General features: G+C 56.4%; 17 protein-coding genes. 7 read left to right on the top strand and 10 right to left on the bottom strand.

The window, feature by feature from the left end:
* Nucleotides 1-61 precede the first annotated feature (61 nt).
* Genes ACQYWX_RS13100 through ACQYWX_RS13085 form a run of 4 tightly spaced genes read left to right on the top strand, consistent with a single transcriptional unit; the run spans nucleotide 62 to nucleotide 5,818 of the window.
* Nucleotides 62-868, top strand: coding sequence for an enoyl-CoA hydratase/isomerase family protein (locus ACQYWX_RS13100; RefSeq protein WP_431689079.1), 807 nt, complete (start codon nucleotides 62-64; stop codon nucleotides 866-868).
* On the top strand, nucleotides 861-2,855 hold the full coding sequence (locus tag ACQYWX_RS13095) for a biotin carboxylase N-terminal domain-containing protein (protein ID WP_431689078.1): 1,995 nt from the start codon (nucleotides 861-863) through the stop codon (nucleotides 2,853-2,855). The genes ACQYWX_RS13100 and ACQYWX_RS13095 overlap by 8 nt, the downstream gene beginning before the upstream one ends.
* A 1-nt stretch (nucleotide 2,856) precedes the next feature.
* Nucleotides 2,857-3,798: a hydroxymethylglutaryl-CoA lyase gene (locus tag ACQYWX_RS13090; RefSeq protein ID WP_431689077.1), complete on the top strand. Its 942-nt coding sequence runs from the start codon at nucleotides 2,857-2,859 to the stop codon at nucleotides 3,796-3,798.
* A 19-nt stretch (nucleotides 3,799-3,817) separates the two neighbouring features.
* Entirely contained in the window at nucleotides 3,818-5,818 is a 2,001-nt protein-coding gene (locus tag ACQYWX_RS13085) for an acetoacetate--CoA ligase (protein WP_431689076.1), read from the top strand.
* A gap of 57 nt (nucleotides 5,819-5,875) precedes the next feature.
* Here the strand turns inward: ACQYWX_RS13085 and ACQYWX_RS13080 are convergent, their stop codons facing one another.
* Both ACQYWX_RS13080 and ACQYWX_RS13075 read right to left on the bottom strand, forming a co-directional pair.
* Nucleotides 5,876-6,817 carry an electron transfer flavoprotein subunit alpha/FixB family protein gene (locus ACQYWX_RS13080; protein ID WP_216738003.1) on the bottom strand — a complete coding sequence of 314 codons (942 nt, stop codon included), beginning with the start codon at nucleotides 6,815-6,817 and terminating at the stop codon, nucleotides 5,876-5,878.
* Between the two features lies 1 nt (nucleotide 6,818).
* Nucleotides 6,819-7,568 carry an electron transfer flavoprotein subunit beta/FixA family protein gene (locus ACQYWX_RS13075; protein ID WP_216738004.1) on the bottom strand — a complete coding sequence of 250 codons (750 nt, stop codon included), beginning with the start codon at nucleotides 7,566-7,568 and terminating at the stop codon, nucleotides 6,819-6,821.
* 630 nt (nucleotides 7,569-8,198) lie between these two features.
* Here ACQYWX_RS13075 and ACQYWX_RS13070 point away from each other — a divergent pair.
* The 3 genes from ACQYWX_RS13070 to ltrA all read left to right on the top strand — a co-directional run bounded on the left by ACQYWX_RS13070 (nucleotide 8,199) and on the right by ltrA (nucleotide 12,940).
* Nucleotides 8,199-9,857 (top strand): electron transfer flavoprotein-ubiquinone oxidoreductase, encoded by a 1,659-nt coding sequence (locus tag ACQYWX_RS13070; protein ID WP_431689075.1) that lies wholly within the window; start codon nucleotides 8,199-8,201, stop codon nucleotides 9,855-9,857.
* Between the two features lie 343 nt (nucleotides 9,858-10,200).
* Nucleotides 10,201-10,368 (top strand): hypothetical protein, encoded by a 168-nt coding sequence (locus tag ACQYWX_RS13065; RefSeq protein ID WP_431689074.1) that lies wholly within the window; start codon nucleotides 10,201-10,203, stop codon nucleotides 10,366-10,368.
* Nucleotides 10,369-11,233: 865 nt separating this feature from the next.
* Nucleotides 11,234-12,940, top strand: coding sequence for a group II intron reverse transcriptase/maturase (ltrA, locus tag ACQYWX_RS13060; protein ID WP_431689073.1), 1,707 nt, complete (start codon nucleotides 11,234-11,236; stop codon nucleotides 12,938-12,940).
* A gap of 154 nt (nucleotides 12,941-13,094) precedes the next feature.
* On the opposite strand, the gene ACQYWX_RS13055 is transcribed toward ltrA, so the two are convergent.
* The 8 genes from ACQYWX_RS13055 to ACQYWX_RS13020 form a co-directional block, all read right to left on the bottom strand.
* Nucleotides 13,095-14,153: a hypothetical protein gene (locus tag ACQYWX_RS13055; RefSeq protein ID WP_431689072.1), complete on the bottom strand. Its 1,059-nt coding sequence runs from the start codon at nucleotides 14,151-14,153 to the stop codon at nucleotides 13,095-13,097.
* 112 nt (nucleotides 14,154-14,265) lie between these two features.
* Complete coding sequence (locus ACQYWX_RS13050) at nucleotides 14,266-14,958, bottom strand: aspartate/glutamate racemase family protein (protein ID WP_431689071.1); 693 nt, start codon at nucleotides 14,956-14,958, stop codon at nucleotides 14,266-14,268.
* Between the two features lie 71 nt (nucleotides 14,959-15,029).
* The gene (locus ACQYWX_RS13045; protein ID WP_431689070.1) at nucleotides 15,030-16,793 is read right to left on the bottom strand and encodes a reverse transcriptase family protein; all 1,764 of its coding nucleotides are present in this window, start codon (nucleotides 16,791-16,793) and stop codon (nucleotides 15,030-15,032) included.
* Nucleotides 16,794-17,246: 453 nt separating this feature from the next.
* Nucleotides 17,247-18,920 carry an SWIM zinc finger family protein gene (locus tag ACQYWX_RS13040; RefSeq protein WP_431689069.1) on the bottom strand — a complete coding sequence of 558 codons (1,674 nt, stop codon included), beginning with the start codon at nucleotides 18,918-18,920 and terminating at the stop codon, nucleotides 17,247-17,249.
* A gap of 10 nt (nucleotides 18,921-18,930) precedes the next feature.
* A complete protein-coding gene (locus tag ACQYWX_RS13035) occupies nucleotides 18,931-22,062 on the bottom strand; it encodes a WGR domain-containing protein (protein WP_431689068.1) in 3,132 nt (1,043 codons plus the stop codon).
* 309 nt (nucleotides 22,063-22,371) lie between these two features.
* Entirely contained in the window at nucleotides 22,372-23,673 is a 1,302-nt protein-coding gene (locus ACQYWX_RS13030; RefSeq protein WP_431689067.1) for a glycosyltransferase, read from the bottom strand.
* Nucleotides 23,670-25,919, bottom strand: a complete 2,250-nt coding sequence (locus ACQYWX_RS13025; protein ID WP_431689066.1) for a hypothetical protein — start codon at nucleotides 25,917-25,919, stop codon at nucleotides 23,670-23,672. Before ACQYWX_RS13025 ends, ACQYWX_RS13030 begins: the two co-directional genes overlap by 4 nt.
* On the bottom strand, nucleotides 25,907-26,671 hold the full coding sequence (locus ACQYWX_RS13020; protein WP_431689065.1) for a TVP38/TMEM64 family protein: 765 nt from the start codon (nucleotides 26,669-26,671) through the stop codon (nucleotides 25,907-25,909). The genes ACQYWX_RS13025 and ACQYWX_RS13020 overlap by 13 nt, the downstream gene beginning before the upstream one ends.
* Nucleotides 26,672-26,814 lie beyond the last annotated feature (143 nt).

Below are 26,814 nucleotides of genomic sequence, written 5' to 3'. Positions count from 1 at the left end.
GACAAGGACTTCACATGACGCCAACTCAGCCAACCACCAGACCAACAAGAGAGGTTACGCCGTGTCAGAACCCGTTTTATACCGCGTAAATCAGGGCGTTGCGGAAATAGTATTAAACCGGCCCGAAAAGCATAACGCCTTTAACGCCGATGTTATTCAGTCCCTGAATGAAATGATCGAGGAGACCGCCAACGACAGCGCCGTGCGCATCGTCGTCCTGCGTAGCGAAGGCAAGCACTTCTCCGCCGGCGCCGACCTGGAATGGATGCGCGCCAACGCCAATGCAGACCATCAAGCCAACTTGGATGACGCCGCCGAACTGGCCAGACTCATGCGCGGCCTCTTTGAACTGCCCAAGCCGACTATCGCCCGAGTGCAAGGCAGCGCCTTCGGCGGAGCCCTGGGCCTGATCAGCTGCTGCGATATTGCTATCGCCAGCGCGCGCAGCAAGTTCTGTCTGAGCGAAGTAAAGCTGGGCATCCTGCCCGCGGTGATCAGCCCCTATGTACTCCGCGCCATCGGGCCTCGCGCCATGCAGCGCTACACCCTGACCGCCGAGCTGTTCGACGCCAAAGAGGCGCTACGCCTTGGCCTGATCCACGAAATCGTCGAAGAGACCAGTCTGGATGCGGAAGTGGAGCTTTTCACCCGCCTGTTCAAACAGAACGGCCCCAATGCCCTGTCCCGCGCCAAAGAGTTGCTGCGCCGGGTCGAAGCAAGCCCCATTGACGATGCGCTGGTCGAACACACCACTCGCGCCATCGCCGACGTGCGCGTTTCTTCCGAAGGACAGGAAGGGCTCAGCGCATTTTTAGAAAAACGACCCGCCGCCTGGACCCTTTCCGATGGAGCCGCCGAGCATGATTGAGACGCTATTGATCGCCAATCGCGGCGAGATCGCCAGCCGCATTATCCGCACCGCCAGTCGCATGGGTGTGCGTACGATCGCCGTATATGCGGATGTGGACCGTAACATGCCGTTCGTGCAGGAAGCCGACGAGGCTTATCCCCTGCGCGGGGTGACCGCCACGGAGACTTACCTGAATCAGGATAAAATCATCGCGGTAGCGAAAAAGTGCCGCGCCGACGCTATCCATCCCGGCTATGGCTTCCTGTCGGAGAACGCGAGTTTCGCCGCGCTGTGCGCCAAGGAATCTTTGAAATTTATTGGCCCTCCCGCCAAAGCTATTGACGCCATGGGCGATAAAGCCCGCGCCAAGCATCTGATGGAACAGGCCAATGTTCCCCTGATCCCCGGCTATCACGGAGAAGACCAAAGCGTTGACGTCCTGCGCGCCCAGGCCGAGGTTGTCGGCTACCCGGTCCTGCTTAAAGCCAGCGCGGGCGGCGGCGGCAAAGGCATGCGCGCCGTGCGCGCGCCCTCTGAATTTGATGAACAGCTGGCGTCCGCGCAGCGTGAGGCGAAAAACGCCTTCGGCGATCAAACCATGCTGATCGAAAAGCTGATCGAACAGCCTCGTCACGTCGAAGTGCAAATCTTCTTCGACGCTCATGGCGAAGGCGTCTATCTGTTTGACCGCGACTGCTCCATCCAGCGTCGCCATCAGAAGATCATCGAAGAAGCGCCCGCCCCTCATCTCGCCGACGCGACCCGTCGCAAAATGGGAGAAACGGCGGTCGCCTGCGGCAAGGCGATTGGCTATGTCGGCGCCGGCACGGTGGAATTCCTGGTCGATAAAAATGAAAACTTCTATTTCATGGAAATGAACACCCGCCTGCAGGTGGAGCACCCGGTGACGGAAATGATCACGGGTCTCGACCTGGTGGAGTGGCAGATCAAAGTCGCTGGCGGCGAGCCTTTACCGGCGACCCAGGATCGCATTCGCAGCAATGGCTGCGCCATTGAAGCGCGCATCTACGCGGAAGATCCGGAGAATGGTTTTCTGCCCAGCGCCGGCGCGTTGCATTTTCTCTCCGCTCCCACAAGCGGCGAGCATACTCGCATTGATTGCGGCGTCGCAGCGGGCTGCGAGATTTCCCCCTTTTACGACCCGATGATCGCCAAGGTCATCGGCTGGGGGCCCTCCCGCGAGATGGCGCGGCGACGCCTGAAAGACGCGCTGGCGGATTTCCTGGTGACCGGCGTCACCACCAACACCGGCTATCTGTGCCGTATTATCAACAGCGACGACTTCATAAAGGCGCGTTTGACGACGGGCTTCCTGGAAGCCAACCCAGGGTTGGAAAAAGCGGATCGGGAAATTCCTTTTAACGCCAAGTGCGCGCTGGCGGCGCTGTATTGGTCCAACCTCAAGGGCGCGCCCATCGCCGCCGATCAGGACCCGTTTTCACCCTGGGCGCAGATCAACAACTGGCGCCTGAATCTGGTGGAGGCGTCCGAGTATGAGTTCTGGCTCAATGGCGAATCATTCTCCCTGCTGCTTGAACAGCATCATGACAAGCTAAAAATCGGCGACGGCCAGCACTGGGCGGATGTCAGCTTCAACCGCAATCACTCCCATGTGGATGTGTGGGTGGATGGCGTAAAAAGCGGCTTCCGTTTCGCAATTTCGGAGAGCTGCATCGACCTGTTCAAAGACGGCGCACACTGGCGCTTCGAGACTCCGGATGACAATACGCTGACCGAGCACCATGTGCAGGATGGCGGCTCCCTCAACGCGCCCATGGGCGGCACTATCGTCAAAACCGCCGTGCAAGCGGGCCAGGAAGTGATCAAAGGCGACATTCTGGTGGTGATGGAAGCCATGAAAATGGAGCACAGCATCCGCGCGCCCGATGCCGGCACCGTCACGGAAGTGCTGTGCAAAGAAGGCGAGGTCGTCACCGCCAACCAGATTCTGGTGGCGTTTGAAGCCAGCGGCGAAGGAGCCTGATATGTCCTCTGAAGTGAACGCCACGCATATCACCGGCGATCCGGATTTTGTCCGCATCGTAGAGGTGGGCCCTCGCGACGGCTTGCAGAACGAAAGCAAGCTGCTGAGCGTTGAAGAGAAAGTCCACCTCATAAAAGGGCTGATCGACGCGGGCGTCAGTTATATTGAAGCGGGAAGTTTCGTTTCCCCGAAATGGGTGCCGCAAATGGCCAGCTCCGCCGAAGTGATCCAGCAGCTGCCGGAACGCAAAGATGTAGTCTACGCCGCCCTGACGCCAAACCTGAAAGGCATGGAAGCGGCGCTACAGACTCAGGTCAACGAAGTGGCGGTGTTCACCGCCGCTTCCGAGGCGTTCAACCAGCGCAACATCAACTGTTCCATCCAAGAGAGCATTGAGCGCTTTCAACCAGTATTCGCATTGGCGCAGGAGCGCAACATCCCTGTTCGCGGCTATGTCAGCTGCGTGCTGGGCTGTCCCTACGAGGGACGCATTGAGATAGCCCAGGTTCTGAAAACCACTAAACTGCTGCTGGAAGCAGGCTGTTACGAAGTGTCTCTGGGAGACACTATCGGCGTCGGCTCCACCCATCAAGTGGCCAACCTGCTCAAAGCCCTGCTGTCCGAAATACAGAGCGACCGGCTGGCGGTGCATTTCCACGACACCTACGGGCAGGCTCTGGCCAACATCGACACAGCCCTCAACCTTGGAATTCGCACTGTCGACGCCTCCGTCGCCGGATTGGGCGGCTGCCCTTACGCAAAAGGCGCCTCCGGCAACGTCGCAACAGAGGACGTGGTGTACATGCTGCACGGCAACGGCTTGAAAACAAACATTGATTTGACTCGCCTCGCCATGGTAGGTAATGAGATTTCCACCCTGCTGGCGCGCAACAACGGCTCCAAAGCCGGTCTGGCGTTGTCGCAGGCGCATTCTTCACAATAAGGATAATATTGGAGTCTTTATGACCGCGCTCCCTTTATGGCGCCCCGGACACGAGCGAATACAACAAGCACGACTCACCGACTTCGTCGCATTTTTAAAAACCAGAAAGCTGTCGCCGCCATCTCACTATGACGCGCTACATGCCTGGTCGGTGGACAATAAAGAGGCTTTCTGGCTGGCGATATGGGAGTACTTTCAGGTCAAAGGCGACCTCGGCGGGGCTCCGTTTCTGCGCAATGCCAACAAGATGCCCGGCGCGCAGTGGTTCCCCGAAGCCAAAATCAACTTTGCGGAAAACCTACTCAAGCATCGCAACGGCAAGCACGGCGACGAACCCGCCATTATCGTCAGAGGCGAAGACGGCCGTCGTGAAGAACTCAGCTTCAACGAACTGTATCGCCAAGTCGCCAAACTGGCGCAATTTCTGAAGGCCAATGGCGTTGGTCCCGGCGATCGCGTCGCCGCATTCATTCCAAACTGCGCCGAAGCGGTTATCGGTATGCTGGCCACCGCCAGTCTGGGTGGCGTCTGGTCTTCCTGCTCCCCCGACTTCGGACTTAACGGCGTGATTGACCGCTTTGGCCAGATCGCTCCGAAACTGCTGATCGCCTGTCGCGGTTACAACTACAATGGCAAAGTGATCAACACCATGGATCGAGTCCAGGATATCGTCGGCAAGCTTCCCGCTTTGCATGGGGTGGTTTGGGTTAACTATCTGAAGAACCCGCAGGCGGCGCCGACGGACTTGTCAGGCGTCACGGCGACTTCCTGGGAAGACATAGTGAACACGCCTGGCGAAAGCGCCATTGAGTTTGTCCGGAGCGGGTTCGCCGAACCGCTCTACATCATGTACTCCTCCGGCACCACCGGTCAGCCCAAGTGCATCGTGCACGGCCAGGGCGGCACGCTGTTGCAGCACCTGAAAGAGCTGGGATTGCATACCGACCTCAAACCCGGCGACCGCATATTCTATTACACCACCTGCGGCTGGATGATGTGGAACTGGCTGGTGAGCAGTCTGGCGATCGGCGCGACACTAGTGCTGTATGACGGCTCCCCATTTCATCCGTCACCCTCTCATCTGTTCGACATCGCCCAGGAAGAGAACATCAACGTATTCGGCTCCAGCGCCAAGTTCTACGCCGCCTGCGAGAAGAATCACCTCAAACCGGCGCAGACCCATCGTCTGGACAGTCTCAGGGCCATGCTTTCGACCGGCTCCCCGCTGGCTCATGAGAGCTTCGACTATATCTATCGAGACGTGAAGGCGGACGTCTGTCTGAGTAGCATCTCCGGCGGCACTGACATTGTGTCCTGCTTCGCCCTGGGATGCCCCACACTGCCCGTTTACCGGGGCGAACTACAGTGTATCGGCCTGGGCATGGATGTCGAGTTTGTCGACGACTCAGGCCGTTCTCTGGCGCAAGGCAAAGGCGAGCTGGTCTGCAAGTCGCCCTTCCCTTCCATGCCGGTTGGATTTTGGAATGACGAGGATGGCGCGCGCTTCCACAGCGCTTATTTTTCCTCCATCGACAACATCTGGGCCCATGGAGACTACGGCGAATTCATCAGCCATGCGGAAAACGGCGAAGTGGTGCAGAAAGGCGTCATCATTCACGGCCGCTCTGACGCCGTACTTAATCCTGGCGGCGTGCGCATCGGCACCGCCGAAATCTATCGTCAGGTGGAGAAGATTGAGGAAGTGCTGGAAAGTATCGCGGTCGGACAAGCCTGGGGAGACGACGAGAGAGTCATTCTATTCGTCAAAACCCGCCCCGGCGTTGATCTGAACGACGAGCTATGCAGCCGCATCACCCAGACGATTCGCAAGAACACCACGCCCCGACATGTGCCGGCGAAGATCATTCAGATCGCCGACATTCCCCGCACCATCAGCGGCAAAATCGTTGAGCTGGCGGTGAAGAACGTCATTCACGGCAAGGAAGTTAAAAACAAGGACGCGCTCGCCAATCCGGAAGCGTTGCAGTTGTTTGAAGATCTTGAAGAATTGCGCGGCTAGAACAGCCTGAAGAAGAGATCCCTCCCCGGATTGGGGAGGGAGTATTCGTAAACTGGCTTAGAGAACTTTATCCAGTTCAGCTTCCAGTTGCGGAACCGCTTCGAACAAGTCCGCCACCAGACCGTAATCGGCTACCTGGAAGATTGGCGCTTCTTCGTCTTTGTTGATCGCAACGATTACTTTACTGTCGGACATACCCGCCAAATGCTGGATCGCGCCGGAAATACCAACGGCGATATACAGTTGCGGAGCCACGATTTTACCAGTTTGACCGACCTGCATATCGTTGGGAACGAAGCCTGCGTCAACCGCCGCGCGAGATGCGCCAACCGCTGCGCCCAACTTGTCAGCCACTTTGTACAGCATTTCGAAGTTGTCGCCGTTCTGCATGCCGCGACCACCGGAAACAACGATGTTCGCACTGGTCAGTTCAGGACGGTCGGACTTGGCCAGCTCTTCTTTCACGAAAGAAGAAATGCCTGCGTCGTGAGCCGCACCAACGGATTCCACTGCAGCAGAGCCGCCTTCCGCCGCAACCGGGTCGAAACCGGTAGGACGTACGGTGATGACTTTGATTGCATCAGAGGATTGCACAGTGGCGATCGCGTTGCCCGCGTAGATAGGACGCACGAAGGTGTCAGCGGAATCAACGCGGATGATGTCGGAAATCTGAGCCACGTCCAGCAGCGCGGCAACGCGGGGCATGAAGTCCTTACCGGTGGTGCCGGCGGAAGTCAGCACATGGCTGTAGCCTTTACCCAGTTCAGCGACCAGCAAGCCCAGATTTTCAGCCAGGAAGTGGCCGTAAGCGGCGTTGTCGGCGTGCAGCACTTTCGCTACGCCAGACACTTTGGAAGCCGCTTCAGCAACCGCGCCGCAATCAGCGCCGGCAACCAGAACGTGAACGTCTCCGCCGATTTTCTGAGCGGCTGCGACAACGTTCAACGTAGCGGGTTTCAGAACCTTGTTATCGTGATCTGCAATTACCAGAATGCTCATCTTAAATCACCTTCGCTTCGTTCTTCAGCTTGTCCACCAGCTCAGCTACGCTGCCCACTTTAATGCCCGCCTGACGTTGCGCAGGGGCTTCCACTTTCAAGGTGGTCAGTCTGGGAGCGATTTCCGCGCCAAGATCCGCAGGGGAAACAGTGTCCAGCGGCTTCTTCTTGGCTTTCATGATGTTGGGAAGAGAAGCGTAACGGGGTTCGTTCAGACGCAGGTCGGTGGTCACGATAGCAGGCAGATTCAACGCCACGGTCAGCAGACCGCCGTCGATTTCGCGAGTCACGTTGACTTTATCGCCCTCAACAACCACTTCGGATGCGAAGGTGCCCTGCGCGTAACCGCACAGCGCCGCCAGCATCTGGCCAGTCTGGTTGTTGTCGGTGTCGATGGACTGTTTGCCCAGAATCACCAGCTTGGGTTGCTCTTTTTCTACAACCGCTTTCAGCAGCTTGGCGGCCGCCAGAGATTGAATCTCTTCGTCGGTCTCCACGTGAATGCCGCGGTCAGCGCCCAGCGCCAATGCGGTGCGGATTTGTTCCTGAGCGGCTTTAGGGCCGATGGATACAACGACGACTTCGGTAGCGACGCCTTTCTCTTTCAGGCGTACGGCTTCTTCCACTGCGATTTCGCAGAATGGATTCATGGCCATTTTTACGTTTGTCAGGTCTACACCGGTATTATCCGGCTTTACTCGTACTTTAACGTTGTAATCAATTACTCGTTTTACAGCGACCAGAACCTTCATAGATTCCTCGTTTGTGTTGTGATGTGTAATTAACGAAGCATATCCTCGCGGCTCTGGATTTTTATCCCGATAACCACCCTGTCGAAAACCGGGTTCTCGGCCAAAAACTTCAGCCGAAACGCCAGGATATGGTCCAAACAAAGCAGGCTAATACTGAACGCTTATCCCACTCAGGTCAATATTCAGGGACGCGCCTGACGCGTCCGAAAAGGACCTGCGATCAAAGGACGATCGATTTATTGTTAACGCCGAAAAAGATTCGGGTTTACTCCGTCCCGGAATTCAGGAAGCGGCCTCGCAGGCGACGCCTGAGACCCCGACGCTCAACGCCGGAAACGCTCTTCTTAACTGCGTGCCGCTTATTAAAGGCGATTTTCCGCAAAAATTCAAACAAACGTTTGTTTGAGTGGGCGAATGATATATGCTACCTGGACTTAATCCATTATACTTCTGACGATTTTTAATAACTGCAGCACAGCGTAGTCGGAAAAATAAGACAGGATAAAATCAGTCAGGGACGCAGCTCGACCGCTTCCGCGGGACAGCATCGTCGCAGCTTTTCGCGACCCCCAAAAGCCGTGTTGCCTATAAACTTTTTAGACTGAGAGTTGTGAAGCTAAAAGGAGATCAATGGTGGAACGCGAATCGATGGAGTTTGACGTACTAATCGTGGGCGCAGGACCGGCGGGCTTGTCAGCCGCCTGCAAAATTCTCCAGTTGGCCAAGGATAAAGGGCAGGAACTGACCGTATGCGTCGTGGAGAAAGGATCGGAAGTCGGCGCGCATATTCTGGCCGGCACCGTTTTCGAGCCTACAGCTCTGAACGAGCTCTTCCCTAATTGGAAAGAAGAAGGCGCTCCCCTCAATACTCCCGTCACCCGAGACGACATCTTCGTATTACGCAGCCAGGAAAACGCCATCAAGGTGCCCAATGCGTTCGTGCCCCGCAATATGCACAACGAAGGCAACTTCATCATCAGCCTGGGCAATTTGTGCCGCTGGCTGGCGGAGCAGGCGGAAGGCCTTGGCGCAGAAATCTATCCCGGCTTCCCCGCCGCCGAAATTCTGTATCATGAAGACGGCAGCGTAAAAGGCATCGTTACCGGCGACATGGGCGTCGGCCACAATGGTGAGCATAAAGATTCCTACACTCCCGGTATGGAATTGCACGCCAAGTACACCCTGTTCTGCGAAGGCTGCCGCGGTCACCTGGGCAAACAGCTGATCGAAAAATTCAAGCTGGACGAAGGCAAAGACCCGCAACATTACGGCATAGGCATTAAAGAGCTATGGGATATCGATCCCGCCAAGCACGAGCCTGGTCTGGTCGTTCACACGACGGGTTGGCCATTAGCCGAAAGCAGTTCTACCGGCGGTTCTTTCCTTTACCACCTGGAGAACAATCAGGTTTACGTCGGTCTGATCACCGACCTGGGTTACAGCAACCCACACGTTTCTCCATTCGAAGAATTTCAGCGCCTGAAGCTGCATCCAGAAATCAGCAAATATCTGGAAGGCGGCAAGCGCGTATCCTACGGCGCGCGCGCCATCACCAAAGGCGGCTTCAATTCTCTGCCCAAGCAGTCCTTCCCTGGCGGTCTACTGCTGGGTTGCGACGCTGGCACCTTGAACTTCTCCAAGATCAAGGGCTCTCATACCGCCATGAAGTCCGGCATGCTGGGCGCGGAAGCGGTGTTTGAAGCGCTCCAGAAAGGCTCTGAAGGCAAAGAAGACCTCACCGCTTTTGCGGATAAGTTCAAAACGTCCTGGCTCTACAAAGAGCTGTACGAAGAGAGAAACTTCGGACCGGGCATGCACAAGTTCGGCAACATCCTGGGCGGCGCGCTGGCGTTCTTCGAGCAGAACATTCTGCGTGGAAGCCTGCCGATCACTCTGCGTGATCTGAAGAAAGACCACGAGGCTCTCAAGCCCGCCAGCGAGTGTCCGAAAATCAGCTATCCGAAGCCGGACAACAAGCTGACGTTCGACCGTCTGACATCGGTGTTCCTGTCGAACACCAACCATGAAGAAGATCAGCCCTGTCATTTGACCCTCAAGGACAAAGACGTGCCGATCAACTACAACCTGCCCAAGTACGACGAGCCCGCGCAGCGCTACTGCCCTGCCGGCGTTTACGAAGTGGTGGAGAATGACGACGGCGGCAAGCGCTTCCAGATCAACGCGCAAAACTGCGTACACTGCAAAACCTGCGATATCAAAGACCCCACCCAGAACATCATCTGGGTCACCCCGGAAGGCGGCGGCGGTCCCAACTATCCGAACATGTAGGTGCGACGAGAGTCGCGCTTGCGCGCTGTAAGCTGCTGATTTTATTAGCATTTTACAGCATGAAGGTGCAGTCTACCCTGCACTTTCAACCCCTGTCAAACGAGGTGGAAACCGTTTAATTTAAGCAGTTTCTGATACTCGTTTAACAGGTTCAATAACAGGACTTTTAGGTGAAAGCCTGAAAGGTGTTATTGAAAATCCTGCAACCCTGACATTCGATTGGGGTTGCATACGCACCTCAGTATACTTTTCGAAGTCAGGTTCGGGGTTGGACGACTGGAAGAAATTCAGTAACACTATTTAGTGTTGATGAATAACTTTCTAACCCTTGGAGAAGCGAACCATGACGGATCGATCTCGCAAAGACAGTGATTTGGTAGCCTTTGTTAAGACTTTACCTTCGGTAAAGAATTTAAAGGTTTATGCGCCCGGTGAGTTTGAAAAAGCTCCGCCGGAACAAATGTCGCCTGCCGAAAGGCGGATGCTGATACGCGTATTAAATTCCAAGTAACGTCGCGGAAATCCCATCACTCGCTGCAAGACACAAAGTTGTTAAGTAGCGCTCTTCAAAAAGGGGCCGTATGGAGAGTCAAACGGGTAACGGTTTGAGCTTCAAACGAGTCGATGCAAGCGTGTAAAAGCTGCGTTGATGATTGTCGGCCTGACCTGTTGACGGCTTGCCTTTCAGGCAAACTATCTCATTTCAGTAAACGACCGGTTGTGTGACCAACCGTAGCCTAGGGGCAGCGCATTTCTGGTAACGGATTTGTGTGAAGCGCCCTGACAATGTACCCCCGCCAAGCGGTGCCATTCGCCGTGAGGCGAATGTGTAGATACTGCCAGTAGTTAAGGTGGTTGAGGGGCTAGGCTGGAAGGTAAGGTGAACGCAAGTGAACTGTTGATAAACGTCGTTATCGGGAAGAAGCCAAAGCTACTGATAGGCTTCAACCAAAAGGTGTGTGGTTGGTTATTCCTTTTTACATTGGGAATACGTCACCAGTGAACCACCGGCGAAGAGACAGCGCCTAACCCTTTCGTGTCATCAGCGCGGAACTCGGTAAGCCCGTAGTTGTGCCTTGCCCTATGGGGAAAAGGCAGGAGCGCCGCAAGGCAATCTGTTGCGACTGCGGGTAGAGGAGGATGGAAAAAGCGAATGCTCGATTGTAATGATCGGGATACTGAGGTGAAACATACTCAGCGGCGAAAGCCGTGCCCACTTCCATCTGGTCTCTCATGGCGAGAGATTTGGATAACCCTTGAAAAAGAAAACCCGACTTACCTTTTGGCAAATCGGGCTTTTCCAACGAAGGGAGCAGAATTTTGCTCCTTTCGGAGCCGAGTTCTGTTTCCTTCTAATACACAAGAAGGAGACTAGCATGACAAGCGTTTCGCTCACAGCGGAATCTGCACTCTCCGGCAGACCGGAACACTGGCACCAGATTGGCTGGAAGCATGTGAACCAGACTGTCCGAGGGATACAGATTCGTATCGCCAAGGCAACGAAGGACGAGAACTGGCGTAAGGTGAAAGCCTTGCAACGATTCTTAACCCGCTCATTTTGTGGTCGAGCGTTGGCCATAAGACGAGTGACTGAAAACCAAGGTCGCAGGACATCGGGAGTAGACGGTGTTTTGTGGTCAACGCCCGAAGCCAAATGGGCGGCGATTGGTCAATTAAAGCGCAGAGGTTATCGCGCTCTGCCCTTGCGGCGTGTGCGTATTCCAAAGGCTAATGGGAAGGAACGCCTTTTAGGCATTCCCACCATGAAAGACAGAGCGATGCAGGCGCTGTATTTATTAGCCCTGCAACCTGTCTCAGAAACGCGAGCAGATCGGGATTCTTATGGATTCCGGCCTGATCGTTCCACAGCAGATGCCATTATGCAGTGCTATATGCTACTGCGCAAAAAAGGCTCAGCTCAGTGGGTTCTGGAAGCTGATATTAAAGGCTGCTTTGATCATATCGACCACCAATGGCTGATTGATAATGTCCCGATGGACAAACTGATGTTGCGTAAATGGCTGAAAGCCGGAGTCGTCGATATGGGTCGAGTATGGAAAACGGAGGAAGGAACACCGCAAGGTGGGATTATCTCCCCTACGCTCGCCAATATGGCGCTCGATGGCATTGAAGCATTACTAGCTAAGCACTTTGGTGCCAAAGGCAGTAAAAAATTGCGTCAATATAAAGTTGGCCTTGTGCGCTATGCGGATGACTTTGTGATTACTGGCAGTTCGAAAGAGCTGCTAGAAAATGAAGTTAAACCGCTGATCGAGAAATTTCTGGCCGTTCGCGGTCTGAGACTATCGGTTGAAAAAACGCAGGTGACACATATCAATCACGGCTCTGATTTTCTGGGTTGGACGGTGCGTAAGTACCAGAGCAAGTTGCTCATCAAACCATCCAGAAAGAACACCAAAGCATTTCTCACGAAATGCCGCGATGTAATCAATGCCAATAAAAGTGCTAAACAGGTAAATCTGATCCATAGGTTAAACCCGATCATTCGAGGTTGGGTAAATTACCATAAACATCAGGTCGCCAGTGACGCATTCGCTCGCGTGGATGCTCAGCTCTGGCACGCCTTATGGCGCTGGGCGCGGAGGCGACACTCCAAGAAGGGGAAGCGGTGGATTGCTAGTCGCTACTGGCAACACATCGACAACCGACTCTGGACGTTTGCCGACACAGCGGTTGATGATTTAGGCACAGAGAAAACGGTGAAACTGGTTTACGCCACAGACACCAAAATCAAGCGGCATACCAAGGTGAAATCGGAGGCTAATCCGTTTGATCCTGAGTGGGAGTTGTACTTTGAGGAGTTGCGAGGCAAGCGTATGCGGGATTCCCTGCAATATCGCCGCCGCGTTAATAGCCTTTATGTGCAGCAATTTGGCAAGTGCGCATTATGCGAACAAGCCATCACCCGCGAAACAGGCTGGCACGAGCATCATTTGATCCATAGGGTCAATGGTGGCGACGACAGCCTTGCTAACTTGGTGCTCTTGCATCCTGCCTGTCACATGCAGGTTCATCATCAGCACATTTCAGTAACGAAGCCGGCTCTTTCGAGAGTTTCGTAGAGGCTTGAGCCGTATGCGGAGAAACTCGCACGTACGGTTCTTAGGGGGCTGGGGCGCAGTAATGCGCCCTGGCTACCCGACTGCAAAAAAGCCGGCTTACGCCGGCTTTTTTATTTCTGCTGTTTATCAGTAGATAAGCGACATTATTTCTCGATCAATCCACCTGCAACCGCACTCTGACCTTCATGGTGTTTTTCCTATCAGGTCTGGCGGCCAGGGCTTCAAGGCTGGGCCAATAGGGCATTTGCTTGTCGCCGCTGTATTCGTAGGTCAGGGTCAGACTGTCCTTGTTTTGCTCAGTGATCAGGCCAGTCCGGATTTCACCTAACACCGGAGCGTCAGGCAGTTGTTGCAGGGATTGCCAGACTTCCTGCTCAAACTTCTTCATCCCTTCTTTGATTTCTGCCGGATCATCTCTGCTCGCCAGGGGATAGTCATTGATGCCGTCCGCATTAAGTGTGGGATATAAGCGCAGTTTGATAGGCTCATTGCTGGAGCCGCTTTCGTCCAGCACCTGATCAGCGCCTTTACGATCAGTCAGCGTGGCGATATCCCTGACATTCAAGGACGGCTCCCATTCCGCATAGAGTTCATAGCCCTGCCCGTACAGCGAGGGCTGCAGGGTTTTGATGGTCAAACCGGTGACCTTCCCCGACGCCGATACTTCCCGCCTGGTGCGCACATAATCCGACGCATCCGGCGTTTGCGAGTCGAAGTACAGACTGACTTTCACGTCGCCCTGCACAACCAGTTCACTGTCGTCATTCAACGGCATATAGGGTTCTGATTCCCAGCTGCTGCGACCGTATTCAGGGTCCATGTCCGGGATCAGTTTATCCAGATCCGGCCGAATCCAGACCGCCTGATCGCCATTGGCGACCAAGCTGTATGTCCAATCAATTTGTGTGGTTTCCGGGCCGCTCAAGCCTTGATGAACCTTGTGCTCGACTTTGGAAGCCTCCTGCTCGATCTTCAGCTCCACGAACAATCGCCCTTTGCGCCAGCCATCATCGGCGGGATTCCAGTCGAGGGCGTCATCCTGGATATCCTCACCACTCTCTACGCTATAGTCCGGCGGCGCATCTACACCACCATCACTCGGAGATCCCGCGTCGGGAGAAGAGTCAGAGCAGGCGCTCAGGAGCGTGACGCCCGCCAGCGTCAAGCAACGGAACAGTAACGGAAAGGCTGCGACTATTTTCTTATTTTTCATAAGGGTGGACGACTTCCTGAAAATGAGGTGGACGTCATCGCATGCTATCAGGGAGCGATTAAATTAGAAATGTGGAGAGATCACATCTTGGAGGATGATTAACGCCGGAGCGTCACGCTCGCAGCGCTTCCATCAGGGCGGCCCGAGCCAGCAAGCGAGTAGAGTCCAACGTCGGCAGCGGACAGTCATCAGGATCGACGAGCAGCGGAATCTCAGTACAGCCCAGCACCACCGCATCGCAACCGCGGTCTTGCAGTCGCTGGATCGCCGCATTGAACCGTAATCTGGATTCTTCCTTAAACACCCCATTCACCAGCTCATTGAAAATCACCTGATCAATGATTTCGCGATCCGCCTCATCCGGAATCAGACTGTCGATATTAAACCTGCTCAAGGCTTGAGGATAGACCGGCCCGGTCATCAGAAAGCGCGTACCGGTGATTCCCAACTTGCGATAGCCTTGCGTTTGCGCCGCCTGCGCCACGGCTTCCGCGATATGCAGCCAGGGAATGGGCGATTCGGCCTGCACCATCTGAAACGCCTGATGAATAGTGTTATCCGGACAGATGGCGAAGTCCGCGCCCATCATCGCCAATTTTCGGGCGGACGACAGCATCAAATCCGCCACTCCGCGCCAATCGCCCTCATTCAGATAAGGCATGTAATCCGCCACGGGATGCGTATGCAGCGATACTTCCGGATGCCGATGCTCTCCCATCAACGCGGGCGCTTCCGCGCAGATAGTGCGATAACAGAGCGCAGCGCCCTCAGCGCTACATGCAACAATGCCGATGTGTCTGGACATTTTCCTTACTCCGTTGCTTGCGGTTAGTACTTCGGGACATGAACCGCGCCCAAAAGTGCTTTGCTCTTTCCTTACGCCAGCATCTTCATCACAAGATAGATGAGTATGCCGATAGCCAGCATGATCCACCCTGTTTTTGCGTGAGATTCGCCCTCAGGACCTGGCGCGGGAGGTTGCGCTTGCTGTTGCGGGCGTGTCGGCGCAGGCGCTTGCGCTGGCTCAGCGTCTACAGACGATGGGACAGGAGTCGCCTGCGCCTTCTGCGCCGCTTTCTCCGCCTTGCGCTCTTCCTTCACCTGCTCCGCGGTCTTCTCCCGTTCCGGCGCGGCGGCCGCTTGCGCCTGCCACCAGTCTTCGCGGGGCGCTTCGCCTTTCGCCGCCTTCAGACGCATGCGTTTTTTATTCAACGCCAACACCCGGGACGGCTTCACTTTCACACCGTACTTAAGCTTCAGCTGCGCCACTTTCTGTTGCAGCGGCACGCCTTTTTCAGGGTTCACCATCGCCACATAGTTAGCGAATCCGTCAATGGCGGCGAACAGCTCTCCCCGACCCCAGGATTTTCCAGCGGGACCGTCTCTATCGATTTGAAACAACAGTGCGCGAAACCGCTTCAGTTGTTTTCTTTCCACCGAAGCCTTGTCATTTACGACGACGCCGGTGACTTCCTGTCTGCGATGTTTGCGCATAATCCGGGTTTTATCCGGGTGCACCACAAAACCTTCATCCTTGATGATGCTACGGCAGCGCCACAACAGACGCTTGACGTCATCGTCGGATTTGCCGTCAGCGGAGAAGGTCACATCATCCGCGTAACGGGTATAGGTGAATCCAAGTTTGGCTGCCATGCTTTGCAGACGGCGATCGAGCTTTCGGCAAATGACATTACTGATCGCCGGACTGGTGGGCGCGCCTTGAGGTAGAAAGCGTTCACCTTCGCTGACAAACCATTTCTGGCCGTCCATTTCCACTTCCTGCACTTTCTGCTGCGAACACAGCAGCCCCAGAATAGTGGCGACTTGCTCGCTGTAGCCAAGATGGCGAAACGCGCCCTTGATGCGCGCATAGGAAACCGTTGGGAAGAAGTCCTTCAAGTCCAGGTTAATGACCACGTCTTTGCCCACGTGAGGCTGCGCATTAGACACAATGGAGCGCTCGACGACAAAGCCATGCGCGGCGTCATGCAGAGAAAGCGGCGCCAATATGTTGTCCAGAATCCAATACTGCGCTCTCTTCATACGCGGCATGGGAGCGGAAATTTCGCGTACGCCGCCGGTTTTCTTGGCGATAGCGAATTGCTGATAGTGGCTGAGCTTGGATACCTCTTTGTTGTAGGCAAGGAAACGCAATTCGTTCAACGTCACGCCCATCGCCGTCGCCAACTCTTCGGCGGCGTTTATGACTGGCAGATTCTGACTGCGCAGACGCGCGTCATCTGAGGCTGCATCACCCAATCCCCCTGACACGTTTTCACCAAGGTAGGTGATCTGTTGCGCCTGCACTTCGCGCCAGTGTTGCGCCCGCTGGAATCGCTCTTCGTTGCGCTTGCGACGCGTCTCTTCCCGCTTGGCCAGCGCCGCCTTCTTGCGCTGCTTGTGCATTTCCTTCAGCGCTTTCTCTGGATCGGAGTACAGCATCTGCTGTTGCCCCAGCTCCCGCAACGCCGCCTGCAGTTCAGTGCGTTTTTTGATAAACGCTTCCGACAAAGAAGGCTTTTCCGAGTTGTCCGGCCAAAAGCCCAGGCGCACCATTTCGGAGAGAATGTACTCGTCCTTGCTGGTTTCACGGATGCGTTGGTAGATTTCCTGACGTGTCAGTTTTTTCTCTTCGCTCATCTCAACGCCCTCCTCTCAATGCCGATGACAACCGCGTACTGCAACGACCAACGCGCACGGCGGCGGACCGACTTGCAACAGTGACGGATAACGATTTGAGTGCGGGGAATGATAATGAGGACGCAAAGGAGCGCACTGAGGCGGCGCAAAAAGAAGGCGGTAGCGCGACATGGTTTCCCTTCGTAGAATTCTCAGAACTGGACTGATCAACTCGACGCCGTACGCACCACCTATCGCTCATTGGTTTCGTAGAAACCAAACCGCAATAGCGATAGGTGGTGCAGTACGGCCCAGTAAAGATCTGGCCAGTGAAGCGTGATAAGTCTAATAGCAAGAACGGCGATCCACCGCTCGGATTGCAAGGTAGTTTTGTCGCGCTACCGCCGTCGGGCAGTATAACAACCTGGGCGGAGCAAGCAAACCCCACCGTTGATTTAACAGGAAAAATTGCGTTCATCGCCCTGCCTCCTCTGCGCCGGCAAGCACATAAGGATGCTGTATCTGATGTTGCTTACGCAGCGCCAGCATGTGTTCACAGGGGCCTTTGCGCAGACGATTGTGCACATAGAAGTGACACTGGCATTCACCCTGACGCAGTCGTTGATCGGCGTCGATCGCCACTTTGGGTCGGTAAGCGACGGCGTTGTCGGTCACTTCTCCCTGCAATGACAGCACGCCGTCGTTGACGTCCACCGCGCTCAGTTTCACCAGATTGGCTTTGTTGAAATTCTCCGCCATCTCCTCGCGCTCATTGGCGTAACGCAACTGCGTCATCGGCAACGGCTCGCGACTCAATTCGCGGATGCGGTAAACCCCTTCCGCCAGATCGAACAGGACCTGTCCCTGCTGGCTATAAATGGACAGCGCGGATTGCACCACGGTGTCGTCCAGCCCCAAGCGGGCGGCCAGACTACCGGCGCTTTCCAGCCAGTTTTCCTGCAGTCCGTGATAAACGCGACGCAGCGTGATCTCATCCACCTCCGCTCGCGGCGCCATCAGGTCAAAGTTACCCATACGCGACCAGTCGTTGGCGCTCCAGCCGGACAACCCCAAGGTAAAGGTCAGATCTCCCATTTCCGCCACATAGAAACTGGGCAGGCCATCTCCCATGAGGTGCACGACGAATTTGTCCGCTACCGGAATCAAGCGCTCCAGAATATGCAGGCGACGACGCCCCCACACACGAATACTGCGCGCTTCATGGCCCTGATAGATAGAACGGCTGCACACCACCTCTTCGCCCCAGGGCTCGAATATCACCCGCACCGGCTTGCCGGGCTCCAGCTCGTAACGCATCGCCCGCGGTCCGACTCGCTCTTTCTTGCGACGCAGCACATAACACAGGTTATGTACATCCATGGGCTGCAATTCGACCTTCACCATCGGCAACGTCATCGCCGAACTGACCTGCAGAAAACCGCGCACCCAGCTTTCCGGCAGGTCGATTTTCTTCTCATCGAACTGATCGTCATCACCGGTCTGCACGCTAAAGCCGCCGGGGTCTACCTGCAACAGTGTTTCCCGATAATCGCGGATTTTCTGGAACTCGTTATACAGCCCTTGAGAGTAATCAATGTTCGTGGTGCCGCAGGCGGTGTCGCTGATGGTTTCAAACACCTCGTAACCGCAGCTCAATTTGCCGTAACTGGATTCATCTTCGGAAAAGCATTCGAAGAATACCTGGTCCGGATGCACCGTGATCACCGGGTCCAGCACATACCAGGCGTCCAGGTCATGCTTGTATAGATAGTTAAAGTAATTGCGCTGTGCGTCGTAATACGGCTTGAGTACTTTGTCGCTCTGCTTGTTCAGGTCGTCCAGCTCGCTGCGCAGAGAGCGAATCTCCGTCTGCAGCGATTCTTTGCGGGACATGAATTCCGCAAGCATGTTCTGCTCTTCCTGAGCCAGCCAGCGCTTGTATTCTTCTTTGTCTTTGGGCTGAAAACGCATGTCGGAAATGACCACGTTATGCAGCGCGGAAATCGCTTCGCGAAAGGCGATATGTTTTCTCAGTTTGCCGACGAAATGGGTCGGCGGCCGCAGGCTGTCCGGGGCGAAGGACAGATCCGTCTTGCCCGCATTGCTGTCCACGCGGCTGTGTCCGTGATAACGGTAACGAAACTCCATCAACGGCTCCTTAATATTCTCTTACTTCGGCGGGCTTGACGCTGAGCGGCGTTCCCAGTTGCGGATAGTGGCGACGCAGGTCCAACAGGGCCTTGATCAACGCGGCTTTGTCTTTGTGCACGACGGTCAGGGAAATGCGGGCGAACAAATCCGCCGCCATATTAGCCACCTGCTCATTGAGCAGCGACTGTTCAGATAAAAACGCCAGAATGCGATCCTTACAGACGCGACTGCGATTCACCTGCGACAGCACCGTGGTGAAGTAGCCTTGCAGACTGAGAATGCGCTCTGGGTATCCGGCGGCGTATTCATTGAGGAAGTTGCTCACGAAAAACTGCACATTAGCCGAAGGGTGCTGACTGAGCTTCAACAGATACTCGACGCCATTCTGTTCCTGGAAGAAGCGCTGCAGCAGCTCCATGCCATAGCGCTGCACGTCCGGCCGCACGCTGTCGCACAGGTAGACCACCAGCTCAGGCGTCCACAGGGTTTCGCCCGCTTCCTCATAATGGCTGCGGAAGAAGGCGAAGCCGAACTCGCGGCAGTCATCCCAGTCTGAGTCCAGAATGCGCAATGCGTCGCGAATCTCCGCCAGAATACGATCCGGGTTGGCTTCATAGGCGTCATAGGCGTACTGACGCACCGCCACGTCTGGATGCTTGGCCAACTGCGCCCACTGACGGACGCTAAACTGCAATGGACTGCGCGCCTGCAACAACAGCGCGCCTATCTGCTGCGCGCCGGTGGATTGCGCCTGCAGCAGGCGCCAGCAAGTACTATCGTCCACAGCGTCGAACGCGGCGCTGAGCGCGTCTTTGAAGAACACCAGCCATTCTTCCCGCTGACCGTCCTGCTTTTCGCTGCGAAATGTATACGGCAACAAGTGATGCAGAATCGCCTCCGCCCATTCCCGTTGCGCCAGCGCCAGACGTTTCAGAATAGCGGCGGCGGCATTGCGATCATCCGCTTCGCCTTCAAAGAATTGCAGGGCGAGCACGCCCGCCTGTTTGACCAGTTCGGCATCCGGCTGCTTGCCCAGCAACAAGGTCTGGCATGCGCGCACCGCCGACGAGTCCGACTGCATGATGTGTTGCAGCAGACGCTCGGGAATATCGCCAAAACCGACGCCATGAGCCACCAGCAAACGCGCGCCGAATAATTGCAATGCCGTGTTGCGCTCCGCCAGCAGACGGTCGATCAAGTGCAGGGACAATTCCCGGCAGGCGTCGGCGAAGCGGGCGATACAGAAGTCCGCCAACCAGACGGCATGGGATTCCTGGGACAGTGCTGGCGGCAATTCAGGGGGCGTTTGCAACGCCTGCTCAATCAGGGTGTGCAGGCACTGCGCCTGATCCGATGCCGTCCAGGAATATTGCGCGGTCTTGTCCGCCGCATACCGGCGCACTTCTTCGTATTGCGACAGCAATAACGCCGCCAGCAACGGCGCTTCGACCAGGGTCGCCGGCGGCATTTGCGCAAGCATTTCCATCCCTAACGCCCGCGCTTCATCCAGACCGCTGTTCAGCAGCGCCAGCAATAAACCGTGTTCGATATGGCCGTCCAGGCGAGTCCGCGCCAACTGCAAGGCAAATCGCTGAGTCGCTTCATAGCGGCTGCGCAGCAGGCGCTCAATATCAGAGACAGCGATCTCCGCGCAAAAAGACGTGTTCGCAGCCAATACCTTGCTGGCGAACTCATGCACCGGCTCACACTGGCTCTCCAACATTAAGCGCAAAGCGCAGTCAGGACGCTGATCCCACAAATGAGAGAAGGCTTCCTCACGGGCGTCCGCCGCGCGCTCATCGGAAACTTTCAACCAGGCTCGTCCGCTGGGGGCCAATTTATACTGCGCGCTATCGCCTCGTAGAATGTGATTAAACGCAATCAGGCCCGCGTAATGATCATAGAAATTACGCGCGACCAGCTTGTGCTCATAACGCCGGCCATTACGCTCCCAGCGATAGATATCCGCTTTGCGGGTTTCTCCCGCGTCCGCATCCGAAACGGTAAGCAGCATTTCCGTGGCCATGTCGACATAGCGTAAATCGCCCACCTGCCCGATGCGCTTGATGCTGCGCCAGCTACGACGACGCAGGTAATTGCGGGTCTTATTCGAGTAGGCGACTTTGGGGTCGGGCTTTTTCAGCTCGCTTTTTGGTTTGAAACTGCCCACGCCCGGCAACCAGGCCCAGTCCCATTGGTATTGGAAGAATTCACGACTGGTTTCAAAACGACGCGCCAACAGGGCGAACATCGGAGCGTCCAGACGGAACTCGGCGGCTTTGTAGATATAACGTACGCCACTGAATACGCCAGGCGCCAGTTTGCACTGACTGAGCCAGCCGTACAGCGCCTGATAGAGCGCAGGATAATGCAACGCCAGCAGATAAGCGTTTTTCAATAGATCATTGGCGCCGGCGGGCGCGGCGTTCAAGCCGTTTTCCAATTGCAGACGCACGCCCACGTCGTCGCCGGAAGTCAGCGCCTGTTGCAAGGGCGACGGCATCTGATTCCATTGCGTTTGCAGCAGAGTCATTCTTTGCGAGGGGTCAGTCAGGGCCAGGATCGACTCAAACGCCATGGCGCTGACGGTGCTGTTTTTCGAGTTCTGCAAACGATGCAGATCTTCCATGTAATCTGTCGCGCGAATGCGGCCCAGCGCCCAGGCCACCGCAAAATCCTGCAGCCAGTCCCCTTTGCCGACGCACGCCGCCAATTCTTGCCCGGCTTCAGAGCGCCCCAATTCTCCCAAACGCCATATCAGACGGGCGCGCTTGCCGTTATCCCACTCCTGACGCAGCTTTTCCAGTAACTTCACCAACAGACTGGTCGGTCCTTCCGGCATGGCGGGTTTGACCTGGGCGTCGTTCGTTGAGGCCGCTGGCGCACCGCGATTGACGTCGTAATAGCCTTTGTTGGTTTTGGAGACAACGACACTGTCGAACAGCCGTTCCGCCTCTTCCAGCGTCACCGGCGCAGGCGTTTTTGTGCCTTCTCGCAGCGCGCCGCCCTGGCGGCCATAACGGAAATTGACGAGGAAGCGGTCGTCCTTGCGGCTGGCGACTTCACTCAGCTCAACCTCGTAAACTTTGTTGGAGTTTCCTTCCTGAAAATGCAGGCTGGCCTTTTTAATCAGCTTCATATCGGCTTTATCCTTACGGGATAACGGGATGCGTCGCTCCGAATTAGTATTGCGGCCCTCACTGGCGAAGCCTTGCGCTGATCAAAACGAGCGTCCCATCTCGCTTTCGAGAGTCACCCGGACATCGCCATGATTCACACGCGATGAACGGAAATTTCAGCCGCAGGCGCTTAGGAGCGGAGAATGAAAGGGACTAAGAATAACATAGCGAAACGAAAAGTTTAGACGTTTTTTATCCTTTGGCGACAGAGGGTTGCGCCCTGTTATTAACAGGGCGAATGAGGTCGCTGGCAGAGCTTCAAGACAGGCTCAGCCTCTGTCCTGCTCGCACTCCTGGGAACTCACGCCGCCGCCGGCAATGGCCGCGCCGGCGGCGCCCGCCATGCCTTTGACAATATTCCATTCCGCTTTGATGAGATTAAGAACACGCTCCCATTGTTCTTCGGTCTCCGGCTCGGAGATATGGGACAGCCGCTGCAAACTCTCGTAATGCCGCAAGGCGGCTTCGGCGGTGGCGCTCAGACAAAAGCTCTCCGCCGTCAGCCGCGCGCATTCCTGCATACGCCGACGCTCTACCCGACTCTGCGCGCCGAAATGTTGCAACGCGCCAATAAAGTCCACGATAGACGGATCTTTAATCAGATAGCCGTTTTCCTGATCTATCACCACCTCCCGCACCCCTGCGCCGTCGAGGGCGACCACCGGAACTCCCGCCGCCATCGCCTCAGTAAGCACCATGCCCTGGGTTTCACTTTGCGAGCTGAACGCAAACACATCCATGGCGTGATAGGCGTCAGCCAGGTCAGGCAGTTGTAGCTGCCCGGCGAAATGCAGTCGATCGGCGAGACCGTAGCGTTGAAAGACATCGCGCATTTCGGCTTCCGAGGGCCCTTCTCCCACCACCAGAAAGTGCGCATAGCGGTTGAGCAACATAAAGGCCGCTACCGCTTCCGCCAGGAACTTCAAATTCTTCTCCGGCGCCAGCCGCCCCACGTGACCAATCACATAGGCCTCCTGGGAGACGCCCACGGAATGACGAAACAGACCGCCCTCGCCACGTTGAAAGTCCATTAATTTCACGCCCGTGGGAACGATACTGATGGGCATGCGCACGCCGCGCTCCCGAATCAGGCTGGCGACACTGTCGCTGGGGGCGAACACACGGTCGGTCATGTTGGCGTAGATGGTGGCCAGCTCGACCACGAAACGTTTGAACAGCGGCCTGTCCGCGGGCACGTAATGGGTGTACTCCTCATACAGCGTGTGATGAGTGAACACCAGCGGCGTCTCCCGATACCGGGCGACTCGTAGCGCGGTCATCCCCAGCAGATAGGGATGGTGCGAATGCACGATATCCGGCTGAAAGGCGTCCAGAGCTTCCCCCAGCAGGCCGGGAATGGGCAGCACCATGGAAAAGTCACTGCCATTGAAGTTCTGAATGGCGGGCACTCTGATAACGCCCTCTTCTTCCTGAGGCTGATTGGGAAACTCCGGCGCGATCACCAACACCTTATGACCGCGTCGCCGATATTCCCGCGTAAAGCTCTCCACCGACCGGGCCACGCCGCCCACATGAGGCAGATACGTGTTGGTGACCATGACGATATTCATCGAGAATCCTCCAAATTGATATCAACGAAATTACGTTCCTGAGGCGCTTCAATAGTTGAAACGCCCGGAAGTCTCACTTCCATCAGCGGCGCTGCGTCAAACCACTCCGCCTCCCAACTGACCCGCACCATGCCCGCGCCGCCGCTGACGCCCTCGCCGATCAGATTGAGACTGATCGGGCCAAACCGGGTCGGCGTAGGCCCGAAGGTGACGGGTTGATCGTCCTCCAGCCAGCGCAGAGGCACGCCGGACACCAAAATCAGCCTGTCCTCTTCTTCCCGCACGAAACAGTTGCGCAGCAACAAAATCCATTCCACCGCCGCCCAGGCGTGTTGTCCGTCCCCCATGCAACCTCCGCCGGTGGACGGGTGCACGGCCTCCGGCCATTGTCCGGTGGGCGAGGTCAGGTCCGCCGCCGCCTGCATCAGCGCCTCGTAGCGGGAATCTCCAGCGCGCAGCAACACCTGCGCCACATGCAGGGTCAGGTAAATATTCACGCCGGAGTGAATCACGTCCTGAAAGAACCCGCCCTTGTAAAAACAGTTGGCCAGCAGGAACTCCACCGTATCCAGCAGGCGGGGATCGTCCGCCGCGCAAAGCTGTAATGGATACCCAGCGGCTACCGATCCAATAGCCCCCGCGTCCAAACGTCGATACGGCGACGCCGGCATGCCCGGTCGACCCAGTCGCTCCGAGGCGCGATGCAGACTGATGTCGATGGCCTGCCGAAAGACTTCCGCCTCACGTTCGAATTCTTCCGCCGCCAATTTGTCATAGCCATCCATCATGCGCGCTGCGGCGCGTAAACCAGCCACGCCCCAAAAGTCATCCCAATAATAATAGTCATTGGGTCCCAGATGTTCCGCGCTGAATCCGGCTGGCAATAGTCCAGCGTGAGGCGCGCCGTCGTTGGGTTCGCGTTTGCGCAGAATCCAGCGCGCGCCAGAGCGGGCGGCGTCGCGCCAGGTGTTTTTTGGTTGGGTTCCGGTCAGCTCGCAGAAGCGCTGCATGATCCAGATCGCTTCGCCATTGGAATCCCACTCTCCCGCCTGGGAATGAAAATAGCCGTTGAGATCCTGCAGTTTGGGGAAACGATCTATTGCCCGCTCCGCTCGCTGGGTCAGCCCCAGGCTCAGCAGGCCGTGAATGATGAACGCCGCATCCCGGAACCAGAAACGCTTGTAGGTATAGGGGCCGGCGTACACTTCCCCGGGAGACAACAGAGTCAGGGTCCGCACAGCGGCGTCGTAGAGAAACTGCACCTGTTCATCCGAGGTTTGCAGCTGGCAGCATTCGCTCAGACTTTCCCGCCAGTCGCCCGGTTTCTCATCTCCCGATTCCGGCAGCGGAATCCGCGCCTGCATATTGCGGGCGCCGCCTGCGGGAATCGCGAACATGGCGGCGGCGGTGACCATGCCAATATCGCATTCCCCGGACTCCTGGTCTTTGGCGTCGCGCAGATGAATATAGACATCTCCTTGCCGATAGTCGGAGACGTGATGGCGATCGACGGGTTCGCTGAACGCCACCTGGCGCTCATTATCCACCGTCCAGCCATTGCGCTGCGGGTTCAACGTCACTTCATGAATAAAGCGCACGCCTTCCGGGTTGTACGGACGCAACGCCAACACCAGCCAGGCGTCGCGACCGGCATTCCCGGTCATGTCCAACAGGCACACCGGGGCGCCGTCGCGCATGACCACTTGCGCCTCGACGCGCAAGCGCATGTCCAGTTCTTTCGTTTCGGTCACCACGCTTAAGCCTTCGGTGTGCAGCGCCTGACGGGTCTCTGTCGAGCGTGAGGGCGCCAGAATGTCGCCATCGGCGGTGACAATCCAGGCGTCCAGTGACCAGCCGTCCCACAGCGGCGTCAACAACCCGCGGGGATCGACCAGCGGCGTTTCCTGCAAATCCGGCAACCCCACGGCAGTCCAGTTGCGGTGGGTCAGGTTAACGTGAGTGAGACTGAACGCACGGGGCACGAAAGACGGGTCCGCCGGGTCAAACTGACGGGTGATCCAATACGGCCACACCCAGTCCAGGTTGTGCTGAATAACCCGGCTGTTAATGAATCCCCGGGCGTGAAAAACCGCTCCCGCCCGCAGCAGTTCAATTGGCTCCGTCACCTCCGAGGGCTGGGAAAACCGGTGTAAATGCGACAGCACCGCCACCGGGTCCAGGAACCCGTGTGCGCGGGCGAAGCGGCTAATGATGTAACGCCAGGGCAACCATTTCATCCACGGCATCGTTCTTCTCCTTCATTCACAGGCGACTCCTGCGCTGCGCGCGGGATATGCGGCGCATCCCGCTGCTCCAGCTCATAAGTCGCCAGAATCCGTTTGGCCATGCGATTCAGATAGACAAGAAACACCGCCAACGCCGCGAAACCGCCTAGATATATCGCCCATTGCCAGGGACTGCGCTGCGCGGCGCCCACGGAGACACTGAGCGCGTCCGCCGCCAGCGAGCCGACATACACGTTATGCACGGAGTACGGGATGATTCCGATGGTGTTGCCGATGGCGAAGTCCTTGAGGGAGAACCGGCTGAGACCGAACAGATAATTGGACACTTTGAAAGGAAAGAGAGGCACAAGCCGGGTCAACATCACCAGTTTCCAGCCCTGGTGGCTGACTTCCGCGTCGACCAGTCTGATTTTGGCATGGGAGCGCACATAAGCCGTCGCCTTTTCACCAAAGCCGCGCCGAGCGATGACAAATGCGGCGATGGAGCCCAACGCCGTGCCGACGATCACGTAGATGGAGCCGGTGACGACTCCGAAGACGAAACCCGCTCCAGTAGTGAAAAACACGCCAGGAGCCAACAAAACTACCGCAGCGGCCATCAGCGCGACGAAGATCGCTCCCGCCGCCGGACCCTGCCGGCTCATCCACTCCAATAAGCTCACGATATCGCGGTGTACGTCGAAGGCGTACAGCAACGCGACGATCACGGTAACCCCGACAATTCCCAGAATCATCGAAGTTTTTAAAGACAATCCGCGCGTCATTGCGGTCCCAGTCACATCAGATTGGGTTTGACGCGCCGTTCCACAGCAGACGCTCACACGCCCGACATCCTGCAGTTTGGTTGCTTTGTACGGTTATCGTCTGATACCGCGCCATTGCAATCCTCCCTTTT

This window comes from Hahella sp. NBU794 (assembly GCF_050749805.1).
In the GTDB taxonomy this organism is placed as follows: Bacteria; Pseudomonadota; Gammaproteobacteria; order Pseudomonadales; family Oleiphilaceae; genus Hahella.
This window is presented reverse-complemented; position numbering and strand designations above follow the sequence as displayed.

Coding starts and splice junctions, on each gene's coding strand:
- ACQYWX_RS13050 (WP_431689071.1), bottom strand. CDS start 14,958: ATGTCCAGACACATCGGCATTGTTGCATGTAGCGCTGAGGGCGCTGCG.
- ACQYWX_RS13055 (WP_431689072.1), bottom strand. CDS start 14,153: ATGAAAAATAAGAAAATAGTCGCAGCCTTTCCGTTACTGTTCCGTTGC.
- ACQYWX_RS13095 (WP_431689078.1), top strand. CDS start 861: ATGATTGAGACGCTATTGATCGCCAATCGCGGCGAGATCGCCAGCCGC.
- ACQYWX_RS13025 (WP_431689066.1), bottom strand. CDS start 25,919: ATGCCGTGGATGAAATGGTTGCCCTGGCGTTACATCATTAGCCGCTTC.
- ACQYWX_RS13080 (WP_216738003.1), bottom strand. CDS start 6,817: ATGAGCATTCTGGTAATTGCAGATCACGATAACAAGGTTCTGAAACCC.
- ACQYWX_RS13030 (WP_431689067.1), bottom strand. CDS start 23,673: ATGAATATCGTCATGGTCACCAACACGTATCTGCCTCATGTGGGCGGC.
- ACQYWX_RS13085 (WP_431689076.1), top strand. CDS start 3,818: ATGACCGCGCTCCCTTTATGGCGCCCCGGACACGAGCGAATACAACAA.
- ACQYWX_RS13040 (WP_431689069.1), bottom strand. CDS start 18,920: ATGGAGTTTCGTTACCGTTATCACGGACACAGCCGCGTGGACAGCAAT.
- ACQYWX_RS13065 (WP_431689074.1), top strand. CDS start 10,201: ATGACGGATCGATCTCGCAAAGACAGTGATTTGGTAGCCTTTGTTAAG.
- ACQYWX_RS13075 (WP_216738004.1), bottom strand. CDS start 7,568: ATGAAGGTTCTGGTCGCTGTAAAACGAGTAATTGATTACAACGTTAAA.
- ltrA (WP_431689073.1), top strand. CDS start 11,234: ATGACAAGCGTTTCGCTCACAGCGGAATCTGCACTCTCCGGCAGACCG.
- ACQYWX_RS13045 (WP_431689070.1), bottom strand. CDS start 16,793: ATGAGCGAAGAGAAAAAACTGACACGTCAGGAAATCTACCAACGCATC.
- ACQYWX_RS13035 (WP_431689068.1), bottom strand. CDS start 22,062: ATGAAGCTGATTAAAAAGGCCAGCCTGCATTTTCAGGAAGGAAACTCC.
- ACQYWX_RS13070 (WP_431689075.1), top strand. CDS start 8,199: ATGGTGGAACGCGAATCGATGGAGTTTGACGTACTAATCGTGGGCGCA.
- ACQYWX_RS13090 (WP_431689077.1), top strand. CDS start 2,857: ATGTCCTCTGAAGTGAACGCCACGCATATCACCGGCGATCCGGATTTT.